The following is a 22241-nucleotide window of genomic DNA, read 5'->3' as shown; positions in this document are numbered from 1 at the left end:
CGCGGTCCCCGGCAGACACATAGGGCGCTAGCCTAGCCACTTGTCCTATTTCTGGAAAGTGGTCTTGCCTACTTAAGCTTCATCACCACGCAGCTTGCGGACCAGTAATTCGAGTTGTGGGGCATCGGTTTGGCCGCCATCGACCGGTGGTCCGGCGACAACCTCGATGTGTGCGCGGAAGCGGCGCGGTACCCGCATCTGTCCCAGCCGGCTGTCACGGCGGCTCCACATGCTGGACCACATGCCCTTCAGTGCCATCGGCACTACCGGCACCGGACGCCGCGCCAGGATCTTCTCCACCCCCGACTTGAAGGCGGCAATCTCGCCATCCTTGGTCAGGGCACCTTCGGGAAAGATGCAGACCAGCTCGCCCTCGGCCAGTGCCGCATCCACCTCATCGAAGGCGCGCTGCATCAGTGCGGCATCTTCCTTGGGGCTGGCGATGGGAATGGCCTTGGCGGTCTTGAAGATCCAGCGCATCACCGGGATGTTGAAGATCCGGTAATACATGACGAAGCGGGCCGGACGCGGGATCACCGCCGACAGGATCAGCGCATCCATGTAGCTGACGTGGTTGCAGACGATCAGCGCGGCGCCTTCATCGGGCACATTGTCTTCCACGCCCTTGACCCGCAACCGGTACAGGGTGCGCACCATCACCCAGCTCAGGAAGCGCATCAGGAACTCGGGCACGATGCTGAAGATGTAGACCGCGACCACGATGTTGGCGATGGCAAGTGCCAGGAACACCTGCGGGATGGTCCAGCCCAGCAGGCGCTGGCTGAGCAGGCCGAGGACGGCGGCCAGCACGATGAAGCCGGAGTTCTGGATGTTCAGCGCGGCGAACACCCGCGACATTTCCGATTTCGGTGTGCGGCTCTGGATCAGCGCGAACAACGGCACCACGAAGAAGCCGGTGAACAGGCCGATGCCGAGCAGGTCGATGATGATGCGCCAGCTGCCGGGCTGTTGGACGAAGCCGGCAACGTCCAGGCCCGATACGGTCACCGCACCGGTACGGGCGAAGTACAGATCGAGCAGGAAGGCGCTCATTCCAAATGCACCCAGTGGCACCAGGCCGATCTCGACGATGCGTCCGGACAGCTTCTCGCACAGCAGTGAGCCGACGCCGGTGCCCAGCGAAAACAGCGCCAGCGCGAAGATGTACAGCACCTCGTCGCCGCCCAGATTGACCACCGCATAGGTCGGCAGCTGCGAGGTGAGCACGGTGCCAAAGAACCAGAACCACGACACCCCGAGGATGGCATTGCGTACCGCCTTCTGCTTCTTGGCCAGGCGCAGCACCGCCAGTGATTCGCTGATCGGGTTCCAGTTGATCTTCAGACCCGGTGCGCCGGCATCCACGCGCGGGATCATGCGGGCGGTGAAGTTGCCGATCAGCGCCAGCGCGATGATGGCAACCGCAGCGACGATTGGCCCATGGGTGCCCGCCAGCGCAAAGATCATGCCGCCGGCAATCATGCCGGTGAGGATGGAGATGGACGTGCCCATTTCCACCAGTCCGTTGCCACCGGTCAGTTCCTCGGGCTTGAGGATGGACGGCAGCACCGAGTATTTGACCGGGCCGAACAGGGTGGACTGCAGGCCGGTGCAGAACAGCGCCACCAGCAGCACCGGCATGTTCTGGGTAAGGAAGCCGACCGCCGCCAGTGACATCACCACGATCTCCATGGTGGTGGTGATGACGATGAGCTTCTGCTTTTCCAGCTTCTCGGCGATCTGTCCGGCAAGTGCCGAGAACAGGAAATAGGGCAGGATGAACAGTGCCGGCGCCAGGTTGGTATACAGCGTGCGTTCTTCGCTGCTGACGCCCAGGTAGAACAGCAGGCCGATGATCGCCTGGCGGTAGATGTTGTCGTTGAAGGCGCCCAGCGCCTGGACGATGAAGAACGGGAGGAAGCGGCGCTGCGTGAGCAGGGCGAACTGGTTGTGGCCGGACATCGTGACTCCTCGGTGCTGCGCGGCACATTAGCAGAACCGCATGTCGCTATTGATCAAGCCGCGCGCGTATTGCAGAAGCCTCTCAGGCCGGGCCCGCAGGCAGCAGGTCCAACAAGGCGCGCGCGGCCGGGGTGGGGTCGGCCCGCCATATCGCGCAGGTACGGAAGCGGAATGGTTCGACCAAGGGCCGTACGAGCGTGCGCTGCATGCGTGCGGCCATGCTGTCGGGAACCACCGCCACCGCCAGGCCGGCGGCGACCAGTTGCTGTTGCAACTCGCTGTGGGTGACCTCGTATTGCAACTGGGCCTGGACGCCGCGTTCGCGCAGGGCGTCATCCAGCATGCGTCGCACGCCGGCGCCGGGTACCAGCGCCGCCAAGGGCAGGCCTTGCAGCGCCTGCAACGGGATAGCCGTGAGACTGGCCAGCGGATGATCGGTTGGCATTACCAGCGACAGACCTTCCTCATGCAACAGGCGGTGCTGCGGCGGCAGGGTGATCTGTGGACCCACCCCGACCAGCGCCACGTCCAGGTTGCCGGCTTCCACTTCGGCCAGCAGCAGATCGCTCATGCCGGCCTTCAGGTGGACCTCCACCGCAGGATGGGCGGCCCGGAACGCTGCCAGCAAGGCAGGGACATCCACCACATTGAGCGAGGTGATCTGGCCGATGTTGATGCGGCCACGCACCGTGCCCAGAGTCAGTGCCATTTCCTCCTGCAGGCGTGCGGCGGCCTGCAGGGTCAGCCGGGCGTTGTGCAGGAATACCTCGCCGGCAGCGGTGGGTCGTACCCGCCGGTGGCTGCGCTCGAACAGGCGCGTGCCGAAGGCATCCTCCAGCCGTGCGATCTGGTGGCTCAGTGCCGATTGCACGGTGTGGCAGCGGCTGGCCGCGGCGGTGAAGCCACCTTCCTCGGCCACGGCGACGGCGAATTCGAGCTGGCGCAGGGTGAACATGCCATCACTGAAACAGATGGATGGGATGAAAACAATACATTGGCGTCATTGATGGCGGCGGCCCAGACTTACCGCAGTTCCCGCCGTGGCCTCCCCATGAATACCCCCGTCTCCCACTCGCCCCATCGCCCCTTGAGCCAGGCCCAGGTCCTGCTGCTGGCTGCCGCCACCGGCCTGATCGTGGCCGGCAACTACTACGCGCAGCCCTTGCTGCAGATCCTGGCCGAGGCATTCCGGATCGGCGCCGACGCGGCGGGCTGGGTGGTGACGGTGGCGCAGCTGGCTTATGCCGCCGGCCTGTTGTTGATCGTGCCGCTGGGTGACCGGCTGGAACGCCGCCGACTGATCGTCGCCCTGTTCGTGCTGGCGGCGGTGGGCCTGGCGATCAGCGCCACCGCGACCCATTTCGTGCAGCTGCTGGCAGGCACCGCCCTGTCCGGCCTCAGTGCGGTGGCAGCGCAGGTCATCGTGGCGCATGCGGCGGGTCTGGCCGAGCCGGAACATCGGGGCAGGGTGGTGGGCACGATCATGGCTGGCCTGCTGTTGGGCATCCTGTTGGCGCGCACTGCCTCCGGCGTACTGGCCGGGCTGGGTTCCTGGCACACCATTTACTGGGTGGCCTGCGTTGCCTTGCTGGTGCTGGCGGTGGTGCTGGCACGCTTGCTGCCGGCGCATCAGCCAAGTGCCAGCCTGTCCTATCCGCGCCTGATCGGTTCGGTGCTGGCCTTGCTGCGTGATGAGCCCTTGCTGCGCCAGCGCTCAGTGCTGGGTGGCTTGCTGTTTGCCGGCTTCAGCGTGTTCTGGACGCCGCTGGCCTTTCTATTATCCGGTCCGGCTTATGGGTATTCGATTGCCACCATCGGCCTGTTTGGCCTGATCGGCGCGGCCGGTGCCTTGGCGGCCAGCAGTGCCGGCAAGCTCAGCGATCGCGGTCATGGCCGCATGGTGGCGTTTGGCGGCCTGCTGATGATGCTGCTGTCGTGGTTGTTGCTGGCGTTCGCGCCGGTGTCGCTGGCGGCGCTGATCGTGGGCGTGCTGTTGCTGGATATTGCCGTGCAGGCGGTGCATATCAACAACCAGAGCGTGATCTACCAGCTGGATGAGAGCGCCCGCAGCCGTATTACCTCGGCCTATATGACCTGCTATTTCATCGGCGGTGCCAGTGGTTCGGTACTGAGCACGATGGCCTGGACGCGCTATGGCTGGAACGGCGTCTGCGCGCTGGGCGGCGTGTTCGCGGTGATCGGCCTGCTGGTGTATTTCATGCCGGTGCGTCGTGCTGCTGTAGGAGCGGCGTGAGCCGCGAAGCTGGTGATGGCTCCGCTTGCGGGTTGCTCACGATTTGAGCGCGGCAAGAGGAGCATTCCTGGTGGTAACGCCAAAGGCAGAATCAACGGCACCCCTCCCCAACCCTCCCCTGCGCTCCGCGCAAGGGAGGGGGTAACAGCAACTAGGCCGGCGACATCGCTTCTTCCGCCGACGCCCTCAGCTTCGGCAACAGTCGCAGCATCAAGGCCAGCTGGGTACGCACCAGTCGCGACTTCTCATCGATCTCATCCGGCATCTGCTCCAGCGCATCTGCCAGTGCGATCTCGTCTTCCTGCGGGTCCGCTGGCTGGCGTCTGCCCAAGGCTTCAGACAATGCAGCCAAGGACTGCTGCAGCTGCCGATGCCCACCTGCAACCAGGGCATCTTCATTGACTGCATCCGCCTGCGCACGATGCGCACCCAGCGCCGACAGATAGCCCAGCAAGGTGTTGGACAGGGCGAGGAAGCGGAAGCCCGCATCCAGATTGCCGCGTGCATAACCCGGCTCACGCAGCATGTTCGCCAACGCCACCGATAGGGCGACGTCGGCGTTGTGCATGTCGCGGCGGGCGATGCGGTAGGGCAGGTCGTCGCGCATGCCGCTGCGGTACTGGCCCAGCACTTCATCCAGGTAGGCGGTGCTGGTGGCGATCACCTGTGCCATCACCTTGTGCAGGCGCCGGCCTTCCCAGTCGGGCAGGATCAGCAGCGAGGCGATGGCGGCGATCACGCAGCCGATCAAGGTGTCGAGGAAGCGCGGCCAGATCAGCACGAAACCATTGCCGATCAGGTTGAAGCACAGCAGCGCCATCACCGTGATCGCGGCGGTGGCCAGCAGGTAGCGGTCGGTGCGGGTGATGAAGAACAGCAGCGCTGCCGCCAGAGCCAGCAACAGTTGCAGGCCGGTGCCGGGGAACAGCTGCATCAATGCCCAGGTCACGCCCAGGCCGAGCAGGGTGCCGGCGATACGTTGCACCAGTCGCAGGCGGGTGGCGCCAAAGTTGGGCCGGCAGACGAAGACGATGGTCAGCAGGATCCAGTAACCGTTCTCCGGGTGCACCAGCTTCAGCAGGGCATAGCCGGCAATCAGTGCCAGGCCGATGCGCACGCCGTGGCGGAACAGCAGCGAGCCTGGCGTCAGCGCCTGGCGCAGGCGGGTGCCCATTTCGCGCAGGGTGTGCGGCGAGGAATCGCGCAGGCGGGTGTCGATGCCTTCCAGCGGGGTATCCGCCAATGCGGCTTCGGACAACTGCCGCTCGATGCTGGTCAGGTTGGCGGCCAGTAGCTGCAGCGAGCCGAGCAGGCGCGTCCACTGCGGATTGCGCTGTTCACGCAGGTACTGCAGGGAAGACTGCAGGTCCTGGCCGGCGACGCGGGTGCGTTCGCCATAGTCGAAGGGCTGACGCAGGCGGATGGCCTCGCCCAGCGTCTGGCAGGCCTTGCCCTGCAGTGACAGCAGGCGCCGACAGCGGAACAGCACGTCGCTGTGGAAGAAGGCCTCGGCCAGGGCTTCATACGGATAGTGCGAGGAGCTGGCGCGCTCGTGGAAGTCCTGCGCCATGTAATACAGGCGGAAGTACAGGCCTGACTGCACGCCGGGCCGGCCGGAGCGGCCGAAGCGACTGAGGATGGCGGTCTTGGCGATGTTCAGTGCCTGCACCACGCGCACGTTCTGCTCAGCCAGCGCCAGGCGGCGTGCTTCCAGATTGCCGTGCCGCACCGGCTCGAACAGGTCGGCCTTGAGCTGCAGGTAATGGCCGAGCTCGAAGAACAGCCGCGCCAGCCGTTCGCGCACCGGGCGGTTGGCGAACATCGCCGTCCACAGGATCGACAGCAGGCCGTACCAGGCGGCGCCAACCAGCAGCGGGACCACCTCGCGCAGCGCCTGTTGCTGGCTGACGTTGTGGTGCTGGTCCATCGCGATCATCGCGTAGATCGCCAGCGTCACTGTGGCCTGGCCGATGGAGGCATAGCGCTCGCCCAGCGCGCCGAGCAGGGTCAGGCCGAAGGCGGTCAGTGCCAACGCGCTGATGAAGGGAACCGGGTAGGGGAAGAGCGCGATGACCGCCGCCGCAGCAGCGGCAAAGCACAGCAACGACAACAGCACGGATTTTGTACGGCCCCACCAGTTGTCATCGGTCTCGGCGATGGCGCTGGCGATGATGCCCAGGAACAGGCCGGGGATGGCTTCGATGTGGCCGTCGTACCAGCCATAAGCGATGGCGGCGGTGAGGGCGATGAACACGCGCAACCCGTAGCTGGCTTTTTCGTGGGCCCAGAGTTGGCCGAGGTGACGGTCGAGGCGGCGCATGCCGGAAGCGTGGACTCGCGGGGATCAGGTTGTCAGCTTGCGGTGCCGTGGCGATGCAGGCAAGCGCGAACCGTCTGCAAGTGTGCAGGGCTCAGCCTGCGGTATTGGCCGCGCGCATGAAATCGAGGAACACGCGCAGCTTGGGTGCCAGTTGTTCGCGCGATGGGTAATAGAGATGGAAGCCGGGATAGGGCGGTTGCCAGTCATCGAGCAGTCCATGCACGCGACCCGCGTCGATGTCGGCGCGGGCGATGGCTTCGAATATCTGCAGCAGGCCAAGCCCGTCGCGCGCTGCCTGCAAGGCCAGCGTGCTGTCGTTGAGCAGCAGAGGCCCGCTGACATCGAGGGTGAAGTCGCGGTGATCACGGCTGAACTCCCAGGGCATCACCCGGCCATTGCTGTTGCGGTGACGGATGCAGGCATGGCCGATCAGTTCTTCCGGTGTTTGCGGTGTGCCATGCCGCTGCAGATACGCCGGCGCGGCGACCACGGTCCAGCGCATGGGTGGCCCCAACGGCACCGCGATCATGCCATCGGCCAGCGCCTCGCCCAGGCGGATGCCGGCATCGAAGCCCTCGCCGACCACATCGATCAGCGCCGCCTGCATCGACAGCTCCACTTCCACCTGCGGGTAGGCGGCGTGGAAGGCGGGCAGGTGTGGCAGCAGCAGGTACTCGATGGCGAAACGCGGCGCGGTGATGCGCAACTGCCCAGTCGCCACATCGCGGTTGGCTTCCACCGCATGCAGGGCCTCCCCGATCCGGGCCAGCGCCGGCGCGGTGTCCAGCAACAGACGCTGGCCTGCCTCGGTCAGGCCAACCCGGCGGGTGGTTCGTTGTAGCAGACGGGTGCCGAGCCGGCGCTCCAGGTTGCGGATGGTCTGCGACAAGGCCGACGGCGAGACCGCCAGCTCGATCGCTGCCTGGCGGAAGCTGGCATGCCTGGCCACGCAGGCGAAGGCTGCCAGAGCCGGCAACAGGGCGGGATCTACTGTGAAGTCAGGCTTCATGGTCAATGCGGAGTATCCGCCTTTATCGACATAGTGGCGAGGGCCTACAGTTGCCTCCATCCTTTCCCCCGTTGGAGTCGCCGATGAAAACCCGAGTTCTGGGCCGCAATGGTCCTGTTGTTTCCGCACTTGGCCTGGGCTGCATGGGCATGAGTGCGTTCTATGGTGGCCGCGGCGATGATGCGGCCTCGATTGCGGTGATCCACCGCGCGCTGGAGCGCGGCGTGACGCTGCTGGATACCGCCGACATGTACGGCCCGCATACCAACGAGGTGCTGGTGGGCAAGGCGATTGCCGACCGTCGCGCGCAGGTGTTCCTTGCCACCAAGTTCGGCGTGCGGCTGGACGCCAAGGACCCGCAGGCGCGTGGTGTGGATGGTCGCCCGGAATATGTGCAGGCCGCCTGTGAGGCCAGCCTGCAGCGGCTTGGCGTGGATCACATCGATCTGTATTACCAGCACCGTGTTGATCCGCAGGTGCCGATCGAGGACACGGTGGGGGCGATGGCGCGGCTGGTCGAGCAGGGCAAGGTGCGTTACCTGGGCTTGTCCGAGGCCGCGCCGGAAACCATCCGCCGCGCGCATGCGGTGCATCCGATCACCGCGCTGCAGACCGAGTACTCGCTGTGGTCGCGCGAGCCGGAGCAGAACGATGTGCTGGCGACGGTGCGTGAGTTGGGTATTGGTTTCGTGCCGTACTCGCCGCTGGGCCGTGGCTTCCTGACGGGTGCGATCCGCAGCCCAGCCGATTTCGAGGACGGTGATTACCGCCGCAACTCGCCGCGCTTCCAGGGCGAGAACTTCGATAGGAATCTGGCTTTGGTTGAGCAGGTCAATGCGATTGCTGCCGACAAGGGCGTGACGCCGGGGCAGTTGGCGTTGGCCTGGGTGTTGGCGCAGGGCGATGACCTGGTGCCGATTCCGGGCACCAAGCGTTTGCCGTATCTGGAGGAGAACCTGGGTGCGCTGGAGGTGGTGTTGGGTGCCGAGGACCTGGCGCGGATCGACGCAGTGTTCCCGGTGGATGCAGCGGCGGGCCTGCGTTATCCGGCGGCGAGCATTGGCAGCGTGCATCGGTAGAACGAACAGGCTTCAACTGTAGAGCCGAGCCATGCTCGGCTGGGGATTTCCCAATAACGCCCTCTGCCGAGCATGGCTCGGCACTACATTTTTGCTCCCTCCCTTGCACGAAGTGCAGGGGAGGGTTGGGGAGGGGTAGCTTCTACGGCATCGCCGGTAGAGCCCATTGCCGAGCATGGCTCGGCACTACAGTGCTTACTGCTGCTCGCGCGCGATCGCGCGCCAGCCGATGTCGTTGCGGTGGAACTCATTGGCCCAGTGAATCTTCGCGACACCGGCATACGCATGCTTCTGCGCATCATCAACGCTGTCTCCCAGCGCAGCAACACACAACACACGGCCACCGGCGCTGACCACGTTGCCATCAGCGTCCAATGCCGTACCCGCATGGAATACCTTGGCACTGGCCGGCACATCGCCCAGGCCGCTGATCACATCACCGGTGATCGGGGTTTCCGGGTAGGGCTTGGCGGCCAGCACGACACCGAGCGACGGACGCGGGTCCCACTGCGCTTCCACACCAGCCAGTGCGCCATCAATGGCGGCTTCGACCAGATCCACCAGATCCGACTGCAGGCGCAGCATCACCGGCTGGGTTTCCGGGTCGCCAAAGCGCACGTTGAACTCGATCACCTTGGGCGCGCCGCTGGCATCGATCATCAGGCCGGCATAGAGGAAGCCGGTAAACGGCACGCCGTCGGCGATCATGCCGGCCACGGTCGGCTTCACCACCTCGCGCATCACCCGGGCATGCACGTCCGGGGTCACCACCGGTGCTGGCGAATAAGCGCCCATGCCGCCGGTATTGGGGCCGGTATCACCATCACCCACGCGCTTGTGGTCCTGGCTGGTGGCCATCGGCAGCGCGATGCGGCCGTCGACCATCGAGATGAAGCTGGCTTCCTCGCCTTCGAGGAACTCCTCGATCACCACGCGTGCACCGGCATCGCCGAAGGCATTGCCGCTGAGCATGTCGTGCACGGCGGCTTCGGCTTCTTCCATCGTCATCGCCACGATCACGCCCTTGCCAGCGGCAAGCCCGTCGGCCTTGATCACGATGGGCGCGCCCTTCTCATGCAGGTAGGCCAGCGCGGAATCCACTTCGGTATGCACGGCGTAGTACGCGGTGGGAATACCGTGGCGGGCAAGGAAGTCCTTGGCAAAGGCCTTGCTCCCTTCCAACTGCGCGGCGGCCGCGGTCGGCCCGAAGATGCGCAGGCCGGCCTGGCGGAAACGGTCGACCACGCCCAACACCAGCGGCACTTCCGGGCCTACCACGGTCAGGCCCACGGCCTCGTCCTGCGCCAGTTTCAGCAGGCCCTCGATGTCGGTGACCTTGATCGCGACATTGCGGCACTTGCCTTCGGTGGCGGTGCCGGCGTTGCCGGGGGCGACGATGATTTCGCTGACGCGCGGTGATTGCGCCAGCTTCCAGGCCAGTGCGTGTTCGCGGCCGCCAGAGCCGATGACGAGGAGTTTCATGGTGTCGGTTCCTGTGGGGAGGGGGCGGAAAAGCTCAGGGGTGGAGTGCAGTGCGTGCGGGCGATGTGCGCGCCTTGCGCATCAATCGCAGCTTTCGATCTGCATGCTCGGCGGAATCAGGTAGCGCGCCTGCGCGCTGTCGTAGGCGATGCTGTGGGTCTTGTTGGCAGCCCCCGCGCAGCCCCGGCCTTTCTCCTGCACGCGCAGCGGCCAATTGGCGAGCTGCGGCTGGCTGTTGTCGGGTGTCGCGTCGAAGTTCAGGTCCAGGCGGCCATGCGAACAGTTGCCGGAGGCATTGCAGTCGATGGCGTTGCGATCATCCAGATGGCTGCGCAGCCAGCCTGCGCTGGACAAGGTCTTGCCGCCATCGAACACGTACCAGGCGCGGTTGCGCATTGCTGCGCCGACTACCACCAGTTCGTCGTCGACCTGGAAACCCCAGGCATCGGCACCCATCTGCAGGATCGTGACAGTGCCCGGTTTGCCGCCGGTGCCGCTGCCCTGGCCGAGCAGTTCGGCAGCAACGCTGACGCCGTCGTCGGCGGCGCGTTGCAGGACGATGAAATCGGTGCTGCCCAGTTCAATCGGGCTGGCGTCGTCATAGTGGGTGCAGATTGCCAGCATGCGGTAGTTGCCGTTCTGCACGCTGATGCTCTGGTCGGCGCAGATGTCGCGATGTACCGGGCGGGCCTGCCCGAGATCGGCATCACTCAGTTGCTGCGCCCATTGCCCCTGCAATTGCACGGCGCTGCCATAGCGCTCCTGCAGTACCGCCATCACCCCAGCCTCGTAGCTGAGCTTCGGCTTTGCTGCCGGAGCGTTGCTCTGTGCGGGCGTGCCCTGCTGGCACGCGGCCAGCAGGGCGACGGCGAGCAGGGAAATCAAACGCGGGAAAACCCTGGTCGCCATGTGCCAGCTCTCTGTGACGGAATCAGTGACGGAAGTGGCGTACGCCGGTGAACACCATGGCGATGCCATGTTCGTCGGCGGCGGCGATCACTTCGTTGTCACGCATCGACCCACCCGGCTGGATCACCGCGGTGATGCCGGCTTCGGCGGCGGCGTCCAGGCCGTCGCGGAACGGGAAGAACGCATCCGATGCCATCACCGAGCCCGGCACCACCAGGCCAGCATCCGCCGCCTTGATGCCGGCGATGCGGGCGGAGTAGACGCGGCTCATCTGGCCGGCGCCAACACCGATGGTGCGCTCGTCCTTGGCGTAGACAATCGCGTTGGACTTGACGTACTTGGCCACGCGCCAGGCGAACAGCAGGTCGCGCAGCTCGGCCGCCGTCGGCGCGCGCTGGGTGACGGTCTTCAGTTCGTCGGCGCGCATGCCGCGGTTGTCGGCGCTCTGCACCAGCAGGCCCGAACCGATGCGCTTGGTGTCGTAGTTGTTGCGGGCATCGCCGGCCGGGATGCGCAGCACGCGCACATTGGCCTTCTTGGTGGCGTAATCCAATGCGGCCGGCTCGTAATCCGGTGCGATCAGCACTTCGACGAACTGGCGGTCGAGGATGGCCTTGGCGGTTGCCGCGTCCAGCGTGCGGTTGAAGGCGAGGATGCCGCCAAAGGCGCTGGTCGGGTCGGTGTTGTAGGCCATCTCGTAGGCGGCGCCGACATCGGCAGCCACGGCCACGCCGCACGGGTTGGCGTGCTTGACGATGACGCAGGCTGGCACGTCGAACTGGCGCACGCATTCCCAGGCGGCGTCAGCGTCGGCCAGGTTGTTGTAGCTCAGTTCCTTGCCCTGCAGCTGCACGAAGGTGGCCAGGGTGCCCGGCACCGGGTACAGGTCGCGGTAGAACACGCCGCTCTGGTGCGGATTCTCGCCGTAGCGCAGGTCCATGACCTTGATGAAGGAGGAATTCATCTGTGCCGGGTATTCATTGCGCACCGGCACCGCAGCGCTGGTGTCGGTCACGGCCGACAGATAGTTGCTGATCGCCGCGTCGTACTGGGCGACGCGGTTGAACGCGGCCACCGACAGTTCAAAGCGCTTGGCCGCCGACAGCTTGCCGTCGTTGCTGGCCAGTTCGGCCAGCAGTGCGTCGTACTGGTCCGGGCTGGTCGCCACGGCGACGCGGGCGAAGTTCTTGGCCGCGCTGCGCAGCATCGCCGGGCCGCCGATGTCGATGTTCTCAACCGCGTCGGCGAGCGTGCAGTCGGCCTTGGCGGTGACCGATTCGAACGGGTACAAGTTCAGTACCAGAAGATCGATCGCGGCGATGCCGTGCTCTGCCATCACCGCGTCATCGGTGCCGGCGCGGCCGAGCAGGCCGCCGTGCACCATCGGGTGCAGGGTCTTGACCCGGCCGTCCATCATCTCCGGGAAGCCGGTGACATCGGACACGTCCTTGACCGGCAGGCCGGCCTCGCGGATCGCCTTGGCGGTGCCGCCGGTGGACAGCAGCTCGACGTTGCGGGCAGCCAGGGCACGGGCCAGATCGATCAGGCCGGTCTTGTCGGAAACGGACAGCAGAGCCCGGCGTACGGGCAGCAGATCAGAAGACATGGGGAGGCAGGGGAAGCGGAAGCGGGCCCGTATTGTAGCCGCGCGGTCACACAGAAGCAGGGTGTAGTGCCGAGCCATGCTCGGCAGGGGCTTTCCCAGCAATGCACATGTAGTGCCGAGCCATGCTCGGCAGGGGCCTTCCCAGCAATGCACATGTAGTGCCGAGCCATGCTCGGCAAGGGGCCTTCCCAGCAATGTACGACGGCGGGGATTACCGGTAACGCTTCTGCCGAGCATGGCTCGGCACTACAGACAGCCCGGCGGCTTACGCCAGCCCGTATTCCTTCAACTTCTTGCGCAGGGTGGCGCGGTGGATGCCCAGCAGCGCCGCGGCGCGGCTCTGGTTGCCTTCGCAGTGGTTGAGCACTTCCACGAACAACGGGATTTCCATCTCGCGCAGCACGATCTCGTACACATCGTCGGCGTCGCAGCCGTCCAGATCGCGCAGGTAGCGCCGTACGGACTGGGCAACGTGTTCGCGAAGCGGCGGCTTCGGAGCGCCACGACTGGTGTCAGGACGGGTGGGGGCAGCGTTCAAGGAGAGTTCCCGGGTTCAGCAAGGTCGGGCGCGTTGGCCCGGCATGGGGGAGGGAGTCTAGCGCGTGGGCCGTCGGCCTGCCACGCCATTGTCCCGCGTTTACTGAAATTCGAAGCTGAAGGCGACCGTGGCCGCGGCCGGCTCGCGCAGCCGGAATGACACCTGCGCGCTCTGTCCGGGCTCCAGTCTTGCCTGCGGATCTGCCGCTGGCCCGAGGTATTCGGCCGGCTGCAGCGTGCGGCGGCCGATCACCCGGCCATCGGCGTCGGACAGTGACAGCCGCAACGCCGGCCAGGCCTGGGCCCAGCGGGCGTCGTTGCGGAAACTGGCCTGTACCTGCAATGCGCCTGCCTGTCCCGGGACCGGGCGGATGTCGCGGCTGAGCATGCTGAACGCGCCGGGCTCATGCCATGGCGGCAGGCTGCAACGCAGCACCGTGCACAGGCCGCTGACCAAGGGACGGGTGCCTGCATCGGCGGCCAGCCGGGCGCGGTCGGCAATGATGATCTGCAGCCCGAGCAGCAGCGCCAACGCCAGCACCAAACCCCATTGCCAGCGCGGCGTGTCGGCTGCTGGCGCGGCGTGCGTGCGGTTGTCGCGGGCGAAGCTGGGGGCGACAGCTGCTGCGGCCTGACCGGCCTCCTCCTCGTCTTCGTCTTCGTCCGCGGGCCCGCGGACGATGGCCGGACTTTCGATGCCCATGCCTTCGCTGACAACGCTGCTATCTGCCGCTGCAACAGTCGCCTCCTGTTCGACCGGCTGGGCGTCGTGAGGCTCAGCCTTGATCGGTTCCACCGCTGCGGGCGGCAGCTCCAGCTGCAACTCCGGTGCGATGAGCGTGCCGTCGTCAGTCGGGGTGGCAGGCAGGTTCGTCGGCGCAGCCGGCTTGCGCGCGTCTGCTGCCGGCGTGTTGGCGGGGCCTTGCAGGAAGGTGGCCAGGGAAGGCTGGGTGGGCGTGGTTTCGTCAGTCATGGCAGGGCAGGCTGAGGCACTGGCCCCATTCAAGCACGGCGCACGCCGGTGATGCGCATCCAGTCGCCATCCTGGGTGGCTTCAAGCTGGTCGAACCAGGTTGCGTAACGCTCCAGCAGTTCGCCTTCCTGGCCGTGCAGGATGCCGGACAGTGCAATCTGCCCGCCGGCAGCGACGCGCGCGGCAAGCAGTTCGGCCAGGGCGTCCAGCGCCGAGGCCAGGATGTTGGCCACCACCACCGGGTAGGTGGCGACCGGCTCGTCTTCCGGCAGGTAGGCGGCGATATGCACGCCATTGCGCTCGCCGTTGTCGTGGGTGGCGATCAAGGCCTGCGGATCGTTGTCCACGCCCACCGCCTTGGCGGCACCCAGCTTCAGCGCGGCCAGGGCGAGGATGCCCGAGCCGCAGCCAAAGTCGAGCACGGTGTTGCCGGCCAGCTTGCCCTCGGCCGAGAGCTGGTCCAGCCAGCGCAGGCACAGCGCGGTGGTCGGGTGGGTGCCCGAGCCGAACGCAAGGCCCGGGTCCAGGCGCACGATGGCGGCGTCAGCGGTCTGCGCGGCCTCCGGCAGTTCGTGGTTCCACGGCACGATCCAGGTGCGTTGGCCGAACTGCATGGGCTGGAACTGGTCCAGCCAGGCGCGTTCCCAGTCTTCGTCCTGCACGGCGCGGAAGCTGGCGTGGGTCCAGTCCAGGCCCGGATCGAAGGCCTCCAGCGCGGCCAGCAAGGCCAGCGCATTGGTATCAGCCGGGAACAGCGCGCTCAGGGTCAGCTCGTTCCACAGCGGGGTTTCGCCCACGCCCGGCTCCAGGATCGCACGCTCGTTGCTGGTATCGGCGTCGGCGTCGAGCATGGTCACCGCCAGCGCGCCGACGTCGTCGAGGGCATTCTCGTAACGGGGCTGGGTGGCTTCGGAGCAGCGCAGGGTCAATTCGAGGAAGGGCATGGCGGCGTACGGCAACGGCGGGACAGGGCACGCATCCTAGACGAGGCGCGCACCAATTGCGCGTTCAGCTGGCCGATTCATCCGGCCCGGCCACGGGTATTGATAGAATTCCAGACCTATTACCGCGTAACGGGCTGCCGCTTCCCATGCTGTCGTTGCTGGCCAGAAAACCCTGGTATCTATTGGTGCTGCCTGCGGCAGTGCTGATGGCTGCATTGGGCGTTCGCAGCGGCAGTTTCCTGCACGGGGACACGGCGGAAGTGGTGGCGGCCAGCAATGGCACCGCCGCCGAAGTGACCGCGCCGCTGCTGGCTGCCGCTACCGTTGTGCCCGAGCAATCCACTGCGGTTGCTGCGGGTCTGCCGCTGGACCTGCGCGCATCCTTCGAGAACGGCAGCGACCTGTATGCCTATGCCCACCAGCTGCAGGTAGCCGCGGATGCAGGCAATGCCGAGGCGGGCTGGGTGGCGAGCCGCATCTACGATTACTGCGGCGTGTTCGCGATGGACCCTTCGGGTTATGCATTGGACAGCGCCGCATTGCAGCGCATGGATCTCAATGCGATTTCCGCGATGCTGGCCGCACGTGGCAGGGTGCGCCAGGGGTGCGCGGGTTTCACCGCTGCCGATGACCTGGGCCGTGCGCGCGTGCTGCAGCAGCGCCGGGCCTCGGCCAAGGCCGGCAATCTGGCGGCCGAAGCGGCCCTGCTGTCGATGGGAGAGCCCTTGAACGAAACCCCCAGGTATCGGCGTGAATTGGTTGAGCGGGTGCAGTCCTCGCAGGACCCGGAGGCCTTCCTGGCGATCTCCGGGGCGATGGGCACCGCAGCGGCCGGGGACGACGCCTACAAGGGCATGGTTGCGGGCACCCAGTTCAGCCAGTTGGCGTGGCAGGTGGCTGCCTGCCAGCTGGGCCTGGCCTGTGGGCCGGAAAGTGCGTTGATGGTGGCGTATTGCGCCAATGGTGGGATCTGTTCGCGCGATCCCAGGCAGGATTTTGAGTCATTCGTTTACGACGCTGCGGTACCGCGGCAGGGTGTGGAAAAAATGAACGAGATGGTCAGCAGCTTGCGCAATGCGCAGCGAGGTGTGCGATGAACTACCGACGTTTCATGCACGGTGCAAAATTCTGGATCTGGGTCGTGTTGTTCGTGGCCTATTCGGCGGGCGCGGTCGGCGTGGTGCTGATCGATACCTATGAAGACCGCTACCGAGCGCTGTCCAAGATCAAGCTGACCACCGTCAAATCCGACGAGGACCTGCGCCGTGCCGGCGCCACCCAGGCGGCGGCGGTGTACCGCGCGCAGAGCGGCATGCCGTTCAACACCTTGCAGCCGGGCAGCAGCTTCCAGATCGTATGGCCGGACGGTTCGGTGGAAACGGTGACGGTGGTGGATCCGTCCTCGCCGCTGGGCACCGAGCCGCTCAAGGGTACGGTGGTGGAAGCCGAGTAAACCGGCGTTTCCAGCAGGCACAAAAAAAGGCGGGGATTCCCGCCTTTTTTGTGCCTGTTTGCGTCTGTAGTGCCGAGCGATGCTCGGCACTGCTAGCCCCTCTCCCGTTTACGGGAGAGGGGTTGGGGTGAGGGCTGGGGCATTACCGGTAAAGCCTCTGCCGAGCATGGCTCGGCACTACATTCCTGCTCCCTCCCTTTGGCGTAGCCAAGGGGAGGGTTGGGGAGGGGATAAGCCCTTGGACCTTCATGCCGAGCATGGCTCGGCACTACATTCCTGCCCCCTCCCTTTCGCGCAGCGAAGGGGAGGGTTGGGGAGGGGTAAGCCTTTTGGGCCTTCATGCCGAGCATGGCTCGGCACTACCGGTACTGCCCCGATCAGGTCAACGCGATCGAACGTGTCTTACGCTCGGCCAGGCGCTTTTCCAGGTAGTGGATGTTCTGTCCACCGGCCTGGAAGCCCTGGTCGCGCATGATGCGCTGCTGCAACGCGACGTTGGTCTTGATGCCGTCCACCACCATCTCGCTCAACGCCACCCGCATGCGGGCAATGGCGGTTTCGCGGTCCGGGCCGTGCACGATCAGCTTGCCGATCATCGAGTCATAGTTCGGCGGCACCTTGTAGCCGGCGTAGATGTGCGTATCAACGCGCACACCCGGGCCACCCGGCGGATAGAAGCCGGTGATCAGGCCGGGGCTGGGGATGAAGGTTTCTGCGTCCTCGGCGTTGATGCGGCATTCGATCGCGTGGCCGTGCAGCACCACGTCGCTCTGCTTGATGCTCAGCTTCTGGCCGGAGGCAATGCGCAGCTGTTCGGCTACAAGGTCGATACCGGTCACCATTTCGGTCACCGGGTGTTCCACCTGCACGCGGGTGTTCATTTCGATGAAGTAGAACTTGCCGTCTTCGAACAGGAATTCGAAGGTGCCGGCGCCGCGGTAACCGATACGGATGCAGGCTTCCACGCAGACCTTGCCGATCTGCTCGCGCAGTTCGGCAGTGATGCCCGGTGCCGGTGCTTCTTCCACCACCTTCTGGTGGCGGCGCTGCATCGAGCAGTCGCGCTCACCCAGGTGGATGGCGTTGCCCTGGCCGTCGGCCAGCACCTGGATTTCCACGTGACGCGGATTTTCCAGGTACTTCTCCATGTAGACCTCACCATTGCCGAATGCTGCCTTGGCTTCGGACTTGGTGGTTTCGATGGAGGCCTTCAACGCGCCTTCGGCATGCACAACGCGCATGCCGCGGCCGCCACCGCCACCGGAGGCCTTGATGATGACCGGGTAACCGATCTCACGGGCGATCTTGGTGTTGGCGACGATGTCTTCGCCCAGCGGGCCGCCCGAACCGGGCACGCACGGCACGCCGGCAGCCTTCATCGCGCGGATGGCTTCCACCTTGTCGCCCATCAGGCGGATGGTTTCCGCACGCGGGCCGATGAAAATGAAACCGGACTGCTCCACGCGCTCGGCGAAGTCGGCGTTCTCGGAGAGGAAGCCGTAACCCGGGTGGATGGCCTGGGCATCGGTGACCTCGGCCGCGGCGATCAGCGCCGGGATGTTGAGGTAGCTTTCCGACGACGGTGCCGGACCAATGCAGACCGATTCATCGGCCATGGCCACGTGCTTGAGGTTGCGGTCGACGGTGGAGTGCACCGCGACCGTGCGGATGCCCAGGGTGTGGCACGCGCGCAGGATGCGCAGCGCGATTTCACCCCGGTTGGCAATGACGACTTTATCCAGCATGGCCGGCGCCTCAGGCAATCACGAACAGCGGCTGGTCGAATTCAACCGGGCTGCCGTTCTCGCCGAGGATGGCCACCACGGTGCCGGACACTTCGGCCTCGATCGGGTTGAACATCTTCATCGCTTCGATGATGGCCAGGGTCTCACCGGCCTTGACGGTCTGGCCGACGCTGACGAAGGCCGGCTTGTCCGGTGAGGACGAGGCGTAGAAGGTGCCGACCATCGGCGCGCGCTGCACGTGGCCTTCCGGCAGGGCATTGCCCGGCTTGGCGGTGCCGCCGGTGGAGGCTTCGGTCGGGCCACTCATCGGCATGGCCGGGGCGGCAGCAGCCGGGGCAGCGGCATACACCGGTGCCGGTGCGGCAACGTAGCCGCCAACCGGGTTGCGCGACAGGCGCACGGATTCTTCGCCTTCCTTGATCTCGATTTCAGCCAGGTTCGACTCTTCCAGCAGGTCGATGAGCTTCTTGATTTTGCGCAGATCCATGAGGGCCTCTTTGGTTGCAGTAAGTCAGTAAGGAGTAGGCGCGGCGCGCCCGGGTCAAAGTTCGTAGAAATCGCGCAGTTGCCGGGTACGGTCCTGCGCGTGGGTGGTGAGACAGTGCATCTGCGCGCCATTGCGCGATGTGCCGTCGGCATTGAAGGCGTAGACCGCAGCGCAGTCCTTGTCGCGCAGCTGGATCCAGGCGCGTTGTGCCTCGATCAACTGCTGCTCGGCAGCGCCGCAATGCGTGCAGCTGCCATCGGCGGCCTGCTGCTGTAGTTGGCGGCGGGCCAGCTTGTAGGTGGTGTTCAACAGTGCGTCGGCATCGCTGGCACGGTCGGATGCGCACAGGTCGCTATCCATCGTGCTGGTCACATTCGCGCAGTCGATGCCTTCGGCGGCGCGCTCCAGGTTCTGCGCATTCGCAGCAGCCAGCGGCAGGCACGCCATGACCATAGCCATCAGCATGCGCAGCAGGGTGTTCACGCAGCCGCTCCCACCCGGGCCAGTGCGGCGTCCATCGCATAGCGGTAGCTGTCGGCGCCGAAGCCGCAAATCACGCCCACCGCCTTGTCGCTCAGGTAGCTGTGCTGGCGGAACGGCTCGCGCGCATGCGGGTTGGACAGGTGGATCTCGATGAACGGAATCGCCACCCCGGCCAGCGCATCGCGCAGGGCCACCGAGGTATGGGTGAAGGCGGCGGGGTTGATCAGGATGAAAGCGGTTCCATCGGCACGCGCAGCCTGCACCCGGTCCACCAGCACATGCTCGGCGTTGGACTGCAGGTGTTCGCTCTGGTGCCCTTGTGCCTGTGCCTGTGCGGCCAGCGCAGCGTCGATCTGGGCCAAGGTGGTGTGGCCGTAGACGTCGGGCTCGCGGGTGCCCAGCAGGTTGAGGTTGGGGCCGTGAAGGACCAGCAGTTTTGCCATGTGCCAAGGGTCGGCGGGGAAGGGCGGCAGTGTGAGGGAAGTGGGGAATGCTGTCCAGTTCGCCGAAATTAGCTGCGTTTTAATCGTTTGTTTGAAATTTGAAGCTGTGCTGGGGCTGCTTGTGGGGCAATGCCTTTGGGTCCTATCGGATGACGGCTTGGACACCCAGTTGGGTCCGGACCCAGAGTCACGCAGTTGCGCGATGCGCGGAACTTGCGAGGAAATGAGCGAAGTTGGGCTTTCCCCGAGACCCGCGACGACAAGAGCCCCTCTCCCGCCCGCGGGAGAGGGGTTGGGGTGAGGGCGGAGCGAAGCAGCAATCGTTGATCTGCGGATAAACCAGCCGCACCTGGCTTTAGGTGATGAAGCCAAAGCCAAAGCTCCCCTCATCCGCCCCTTCGGGGCACCTCGCTCCGCGCCCCGGCCCCGCGTAGCACGCGGAGCGTACGAACAGTCACGTGCCTACGGCCCGTAAACGCCTGTTCTTAACCCCGTATGCGGGAGAAGGGATGGCTGCATCTGCCTGCTTCTCCCTAGTAATCATCCGTTAATAGACGACCGGTCTATTCGAAGTAAGCTCCACCCCATGAACCTATCCCCCAAAGCCCAGGCCACCCGCCAGCACATCCTGGACGCCGGCTATCGGCTGGTCCTGCAGAAGGGCTTTGCCGCCCTCGGCCTGCAGGAAATCCTCAAGGCCTGCGCCGTGCCCAAAGGCTCGTTCTATCACTACTTCGCGTCCAAGGAAGTGTTCGGCTGCGAGCTGCTGCAACAGTACGTAGACGGCTACGGGTGCAAGCTCGAACAGCTGCTGGCCGAGCCCGGCAACGGTCGCGAACGGCTGATGCGCTACTGGGATGCCTGGGCGCGTGACCCGGCTGATCCGGCGCAGGGCTGGGCCGAGGAGTGCCTGGTGGTGAAGCTGGCCGCCGAGGTGTCCGACCTTTCCGAGGACATGCGTCGCGTGCTCGACCAGGGCGTGCAGCGCCTGCTGCAACGCATTGCCGCACTGGTCGAAGAAGGCCGCGCCGACGGCTCGCTGCCGAACGGCAAGCCCGCACTGGATGTCGCCCGCGTGCTGTACCAGATGTGGCTGGGCGCGGCGCTGCTGTCCAAGCTCAGCCAGGACCGCCTGCCACTGCAACAGGCACGCGAAGCCACCGAACACCTGCTGTTGTGCGGCAACGCCGTCGCACCTTCCACCCCCACCCATTGAAGGCACTGCCATGAATGTTCTGTTCGTACTGACCTCGCACGACCAGCTCGGCGACACCGGGCACAAGACCGGCTTCTGGCTGGAGGAATTCGCCGCCCCGTACTACGTGTTCAAGGATGCCGGCGTCACCATCACCCTCGCATCGCCGGCCGGCGGACAACCGCCGCTGGACCCGCGCAGCGATGAGCCCGATGCACAGACCCCGGCCACCGACCGTTTCCGCAGTGACCGCGATGCACAGCAGCAGCTGGCCACAACACTGCCGCTGAAGCAGATCGACGCCAGCAAGTTCGACGCGGTGTTCTACCCCGGCGGCCACGGCCCGCTGTGGGATCTGGCCCGCGATGCAGATTCGATTGCGCTGATCGAAACCTTCGACCGTGCCAACAAACCGCTGGGTCTGGTCTGCCATGCCCCCGGCGCGCTGATCGCCGCACGCGCTGCCGACGGCAAGCCGCTGGTTGCCGGCCGCAAGGTCACCGGTTTCTCCAACAGCGAAGAAGACGCCGTCGGCCTGAGCGCCGTGGTGCCGTTCCTGATCGAAGACGAGTTCACCCGCCTCGGCGGCAACTACAGCAAGGGCCCGGATTGGGCGCCATACGTACTGAGCGATGGCCACCTCGTCACCGGCCAGAACCCAGCCAGCTCCGAAGCCGTGGCCAAGGCGCTGCTCGCACAACTGGCCTGAGCCCGATGCCCCCGTAGCCCGGGTAAGCGAAGCGCACCCGGGAAACACGCGATCAACAACACTCCCGAACTTGCATTCCACCGACGTACCCAACGCACCCTTACAAGGAATCGGCAATGAAGATCTTCTACAAAACCCGCGCCACCGCCACCGGTGGCCGCGCCGGCCGCACTGCATTGGACGACGGCACCCTCAGCTTCGACTTGGCACTGCCGGGCTCCAACAAGGCCGGCACCAACCCCGAACAGCTGTTTGCGCTGGGCTACGCCGCCTGCTTCGACAATGCCTTGCCGGTAGCCGCCAAGCAGCTGCAGTTGCAGCCGGCCGGCACCGCCACCTCGGTGGAAGTCGGCATCGGCCAGACCGCCGAAGGCGGCTACGCACTGGATATCGACCTGCACGTCGAAGTGAAGGGCCTGAAGCAGGCCGACGCCCAGCGCCTGGTCGAAACCGCGCACAAGATCTGCCCGTACTCGAACGCCACGCGCGGCAATGTGGATGTTCGGCTGCACGTAACCGCTGCCTGATTCGAGATCAAAAGCCGGGTCAAAACCGGGGTGGGGCGGGGGGGGTGGGGGGGGTGCTAGCCCTGCGCCGCCCGGGGGAAGCGGGGCCCGCAGCAGACCAAGCCAGGGGCGCCGCCGGCCACAC

The 22241-nt window shown here is 65.7% G+C and carries 21 protein-coding genes; 7 read left to right on the top strand and 14 right to left on the bottom strand.

Annotated features, from left to right (window positions below; genetic code table 11):
• Window positions 1-72 precede the first annotated feature (72 nt).
• On the bottom strand, window positions 73-1962 hold the full coding sequence (locus tag ACVOLQ_RS16980) for an MFS transporter (RefSeq protein WP_481528740.1): 1890 nt from the start codon (window positions 1960-1962) through the stop codon (window positions 73-75).
• An 82-nt stretch (window positions 1963-2044) separates the two neighbouring features.
• Entirely contained in the window at window positions 2045-2917 is an 873-nt protein-coding gene (locus ACVOLQ_RS16975; RefSeq protein WP_481528739.1) for a LysR family transcriptional regulator, read from the bottom strand.
• Window positions 2918-3013: 96 nt separating this feature from the next.
• Between ACVOLQ_RS16975 and ACVOLQ_RS16970 the strand changes: the two genes are divergently transcribed.
• On the top strand, window positions 3014-4216 hold the full coding sequence (locus tag ACVOLQ_RS16970) for an MFS transporter (RefSeq protein ID WP_481528738.1): 1203 nt from the start codon (window positions 3014-3016) through the stop codon (window positions 4214-4216).
• Between the two features lie 151 nt (window positions 4217-4367).
• Here ACVOLQ_RS16970 and yccS read toward each other — a convergent pair whose 3' ends face one another.
• Window positions 4368-6536, bottom strand: coding sequence for a YccS family putative transporter (gene yccS, locus ACVOLQ_RS16965; RefSeq protein WP_313170837.1), 2169 nt, complete (start codon window positions 6534-6536; stop codon window positions 4368-4370).
• 91 nt (window positions 6537-6627) lie between these two features.
• Entirely contained in the window at window positions 6628-7545 is a 918-nt protein-coding gene (locus ACVOLQ_RS16960) for a LysR family transcriptional regulator (RefSeq protein WP_481528743.1), read from the bottom strand.
• Between the two features lie 83 nt (window positions 7546-7628).
• Between ACVOLQ_RS16960 and ACVOLQ_RS16955 the strand changes: the two genes are divergently transcribed.
• Window positions 7629-8624 carry an aldo/keto reductase gene (locus ACVOLQ_RS16955; RefSeq protein ID WP_481528737.1) on the top strand — a complete coding sequence of 332 codons (996 nt, stop codon included), beginning with the start codon at window positions 7629-7631 and terminating at the stop codon, window positions 8622-8624.
• Window positions 8625-8819: 195 nt separating this feature from the next.
• Here the strand turns inward: ACVOLQ_RS16955 and purD are convergent, their stop codons facing one another.
• The 6 genes from purD to prmA all read right to left on the bottom strand — a co-directional run bounded on the left by purD (window position 8820) and on the right by prmA (window position 15075).
• Window positions 8820-10106 carry a phosphoribosylamine--glycine ligase gene (purD, locus tag ACVOLQ_RS16950; protein WP_481528736.1) on the bottom strand — a complete coding sequence of 429 codons (1287 nt, stop codon included), beginning with the start codon at window positions 10104-10106 and terminating at the stop codon, window positions 8820-8822.
• Between the two features lie 81 nt (window positions 10107-10187).
• A complete protein-coding gene (locus ACVOLQ_RS16945; protein ID WP_481528735.1) occupies window positions 10188-11015 on the bottom strand; it encodes a hypothetical protein in 828 nt (275 codons plus the stop codon).
• Between the two features lie 22 nt (window positions 11016-11037).
• Window positions 11038-12621, bottom strand: coding sequence for a bifunctional phosphoribosylaminoimidazolecarboxamide formyltransferase/IMP cyclohydrolase (gene purH / locus ACVOLQ_RS16940; protein ID WP_481528734.1), 1584 nt, complete (start codon window positions 12619-12621; stop codon window positions 11038-11040).
• 265 nt (window positions 12622-12886) lie between these two features.
• The gene (fis, locus tag ACVOLQ_RS16935) at window positions 12887-13159 is read right to left on the bottom strand and encodes a DNA-binding transcriptional regulator Fis (protein WP_057626401.1); all 273 of its coding nucleotides are present in this window, start codon (window positions 13157-13159) and stop codon (window positions 12887-12889) included.
• A 99-nt stretch (window positions 13160-13258) separates the two neighbouring features.
• Window positions 13259-14131 (bottom strand): DUF3426 domain-containing protein, encoded by an 873-nt coding sequence (locus ACVOLQ_RS16930; protein ID WP_481528733.1) that lies wholly within the window; start codon window positions 14129-14131, stop codon window positions 13259-13261.
• A gap of 29 nt (window positions 14132-14160) precedes the next feature.
• Window positions 14161-15075 carry a 50S ribosomal protein L11 methyltransferase gene (gene prmA / locus ACVOLQ_RS16925; RefSeq protein ID WP_313170823.1) on the bottom strand — a complete coding sequence of 305 codons (915 nt, stop codon included), beginning with the start codon at window positions 15073-15075 and terminating at the stop codon, window positions 14161-14163.
• A gap of 146 nt (window positions 15076-15221) precedes the next feature.
• Here prmA and ACVOLQ_RS16920 point away from each other — a divergent pair, with 146 nt between their 5' ends.
• Both ACVOLQ_RS16920 and ACVOLQ_RS16915 read left to right on the top strand, forming a co-directional pair.
• Window positions 15222-16172 (top strand): hypothetical protein, encoded by a 951-nt coding sequence (locus ACVOLQ_RS16920; protein WP_481528732.1) that lies wholly within the window; start codon window positions 15222-15224, stop codon window positions 16170-16172.
• Entirely contained in the window at window positions 16169-16528 is a 360-nt protein-coding gene (locus ACVOLQ_RS16915; RefSeq protein WP_313170820.1) for a hypothetical protein, read from the top strand. Before ACVOLQ_RS16920 ends, ACVOLQ_RS16915 begins: the two co-directional genes overlap by 4 nt.
• A 377-nt stretch (window positions 16529-16905) precedes the next feature.
• Here ACVOLQ_RS16915 and accC read toward each other — a convergent pair whose 3' ends face one another.
• The 4 genes from accC to aroQ are packed head-to-tail and all read right to left on the bottom strand — an operon-like array spanning window position 16906 to window position 19686.
• The gene (accC, locus tag ACVOLQ_RS16910; RefSeq protein ID WP_481528731.1) at window positions 16906-18273 is read right to left on the bottom strand and encodes an acetyl-CoA carboxylase biotin carboxylase subunit; all 1368 of its coding nucleotides are present in this window, start codon (window positions 18271-18273) and stop codon (window positions 16906-16908) included.
• Window positions 18274-18283: 10 nt separating this feature from the next.
• Complete coding sequence (accB, locus tag ACVOLQ_RS16905) at window positions 18284-18760, bottom strand: acetyl-CoA carboxylase biotin carboxyl carrier protein (RefSeq protein ID WP_313170818.1); 477 nt, start codon at window positions 18758-18760, stop codon at window positions 18284-18286.
• Between the two features lie 54 nt (window positions 18761-18814).
• Window positions 18815-19219 carry a lysozyme inhibitor LprI family protein gene (locus tag ACVOLQ_RS16900; protein ID WP_481528742.1) on the bottom strand — a complete coding sequence of 135 codons (405 nt, stop codon included), beginning with the start codon at window positions 19217-19219 and terminating at the stop codon, window positions 18815-18817.
• A 20-nt stretch (window positions 19220-19239) separates the two neighbouring features.
• Window positions 19240-19686 (bottom strand): type II 3-dehydroquinate dehydratase, encoded by a 447-nt coding sequence (gene aroQ, locus ACVOLQ_RS16895; protein ID WP_293707546.1) that lies wholly within the window; start codon window positions 19684-19686, stop codon window positions 19240-19242.
• Between the two features lie 586 nt (window positions 19687-20272).
• Between aroQ and ACVOLQ_RS16890 the strand changes: the two genes are divergently transcribed.
• The 3 genes from ACVOLQ_RS16890 (at window position 20273) to ACVOLQ_RS16880 (ending at window position 22117) form a co-directional block, all read left to right on the top strand.
• Window positions 20273-20902, top strand: coding sequence for a TetR/AcrR family transcriptional regulator (locus tag ACVOLQ_RS16890; protein ID WP_481528730.1), 630 nt, complete (start codon window positions 20273-20275; stop codon window positions 20900-20902).
• Window positions 20903-20912: 10 nt separating this feature from the next.
• Entirely contained in the window at window positions 20913-21590 is a 678-nt protein-coding gene (locus tag ACVOLQ_RS16885) for a type 1 glutamine amidotransferase domain-containing protein (protein WP_481528729.1), read from the top strand.
• Window positions 21591-21706: 116 nt separating this feature from the next.
• On the top strand, window positions 21707-22117 hold the full coding sequence (locus ACVOLQ_RS16880; RefSeq protein ID WP_481528728.1) for an organic hydroperoxide resistance protein: 411 nt from the start codon (window positions 21707-21709) through the stop codon (window positions 22115-22117).
• Window positions 22118-22241 lie beyond the last annotated feature (124 nt).

The sequence above is a fragment of the Stenotrophomonas sp. STEN031 genome, assembly GCF_056759975.1.
The sequence above is the reverse complement of the archived record's forward strand: the minus strand, read 5'-3'. Positions and strand labels throughout refer to the sequence as shown.

Coding starts and splice junctions, on each gene's coding strand:
- ACVOLQ_RS16980 (WP_481528740.1), bottom strand. CDS start 1,962: ATGTCCGGCCACAACCAGTTCGCCCTGCTCACGCAGCGCCGCTTCCTC.
- ACVOLQ_RS16975 (WP_481528739.1), bottom strand. CDS start 2,917: ATGTTCACCCTGCGCCAGCTCGAATTCGCCGTCGCCGTGGCCGAGGAA.
- ACVOLQ_RS16970 (WP_481528738.1), top strand. CDS start 3,014: ATGAATACCCCCGTCTCCCACTCGCCCCATCGCCCCTTGAGCCAGGCC.
- yccS (WP_313170837.1), bottom strand. CDS start 6,536: ATGCGCCGCCTCGACCGTCACCTCGGCCAACTCTGGGCCCACGAAAAA.
- ACVOLQ_RS16960 (WP_481528743.1), bottom strand. CDS start 7,545: ATGAAGCCTGACTTCACAGTAGATCCCGCCCTGTTGCCGGCTCTGGCA.
- ACVOLQ_RS16955 (WP_481528737.1), top strand. CDS start 7,629: ATGAAAACCCGAGTTCTGGGCCGCAATGGTCCTGTTGTTTCCGCACTT.
- purD (WP_481528736.1), bottom strand. CDS start 10,106: ATGAAACTCCTCGTCATCGGCTCTGGCGGCCGCGAACACGCACTGGCC.
- ACVOLQ_RS16945 (WP_481528735.1), bottom strand. CDS start 11,015: ATGGCGACCAGGGTTTTCCCGCGTTTGATTTCCCTGCTCGCCGTCGCC.
- purH (WP_481528734.1), bottom strand. CDS start 12,621: ATGTCTTCTGATCTGCTGCCCGTACGCCGGGCTCTGCTGTCCGTTTCC.
- ACVOLQ_RS16930 (WP_481528733.1), bottom strand. CDS start 14,131: ATGACTGACGAAACCACGCCCACCCAGCCTTCCCTGGCCACCTTCCTG.
- prmA (WP_313170823.1), bottom strand. CDS start 15,075: ATGCCCTTCCTCGAATTGACCCTGCGCTGCTCCGAAGCCACCCAGCCC.
- ACVOLQ_RS16920 (WP_481528732.1), top strand. CDS start 15,222: ATGCTGTCGTTGCTGGCCAGAAAACCCTGGTATCTATTGGTGCTGCCT.
- ACVOLQ_RS16915 (WP_313170820.1), top strand. CDS start 16,169: ATGAACTACCGACGTTTCATGCACGGTGCAAAATTCTGGATCTGGGTC.
- accC (WP_481528731.1), bottom strand. CDS start 18,273: ATGCTGGATAAAGTCGTCATTGCCAACCGGGGTGAAATCGCGCTGCGC.
- accB (WP_313170818.1), bottom strand. CDS start 18,760: ATGGATCTGCGCAAAATCAAGAAGCTCATCGACCTGCTGGAAGAGTCG.
- ACVOLQ_RS16900 (WP_481528742.1), bottom strand. CDS start 19,219: ATGGCTATGGTCATGGCGTGCCTGCCGCTGGCTGCTGCGAATGCGCAG.
- aroQ (WP_293707546.1), bottom strand. CDS start 19,686: ATGGCAAAACTGCTGGTCCTTCACGGCCCCAACCTCAACCTGCTGGGC.
- ACVOLQ_RS16890 (WP_481528730.1), top strand. CDS start 20,273: ATGAACCTATCCCCCAAAGCCCAGGCCACCCGCCAGCACATCCTGGAC.
- ACVOLQ_RS16885 (WP_481528729.1), top strand. CDS start 20,913: ATGAATGTTCTGTTCGTACTGACCTCGCACGACCAGCTCGGCGACACC.
- ACVOLQ_RS16880 (WP_481528728.1), top strand. CDS start 21,707: ATGAAGATCTTCTACAAAACCCGCGCCACCGCCACCGGTGGCCGCGCC.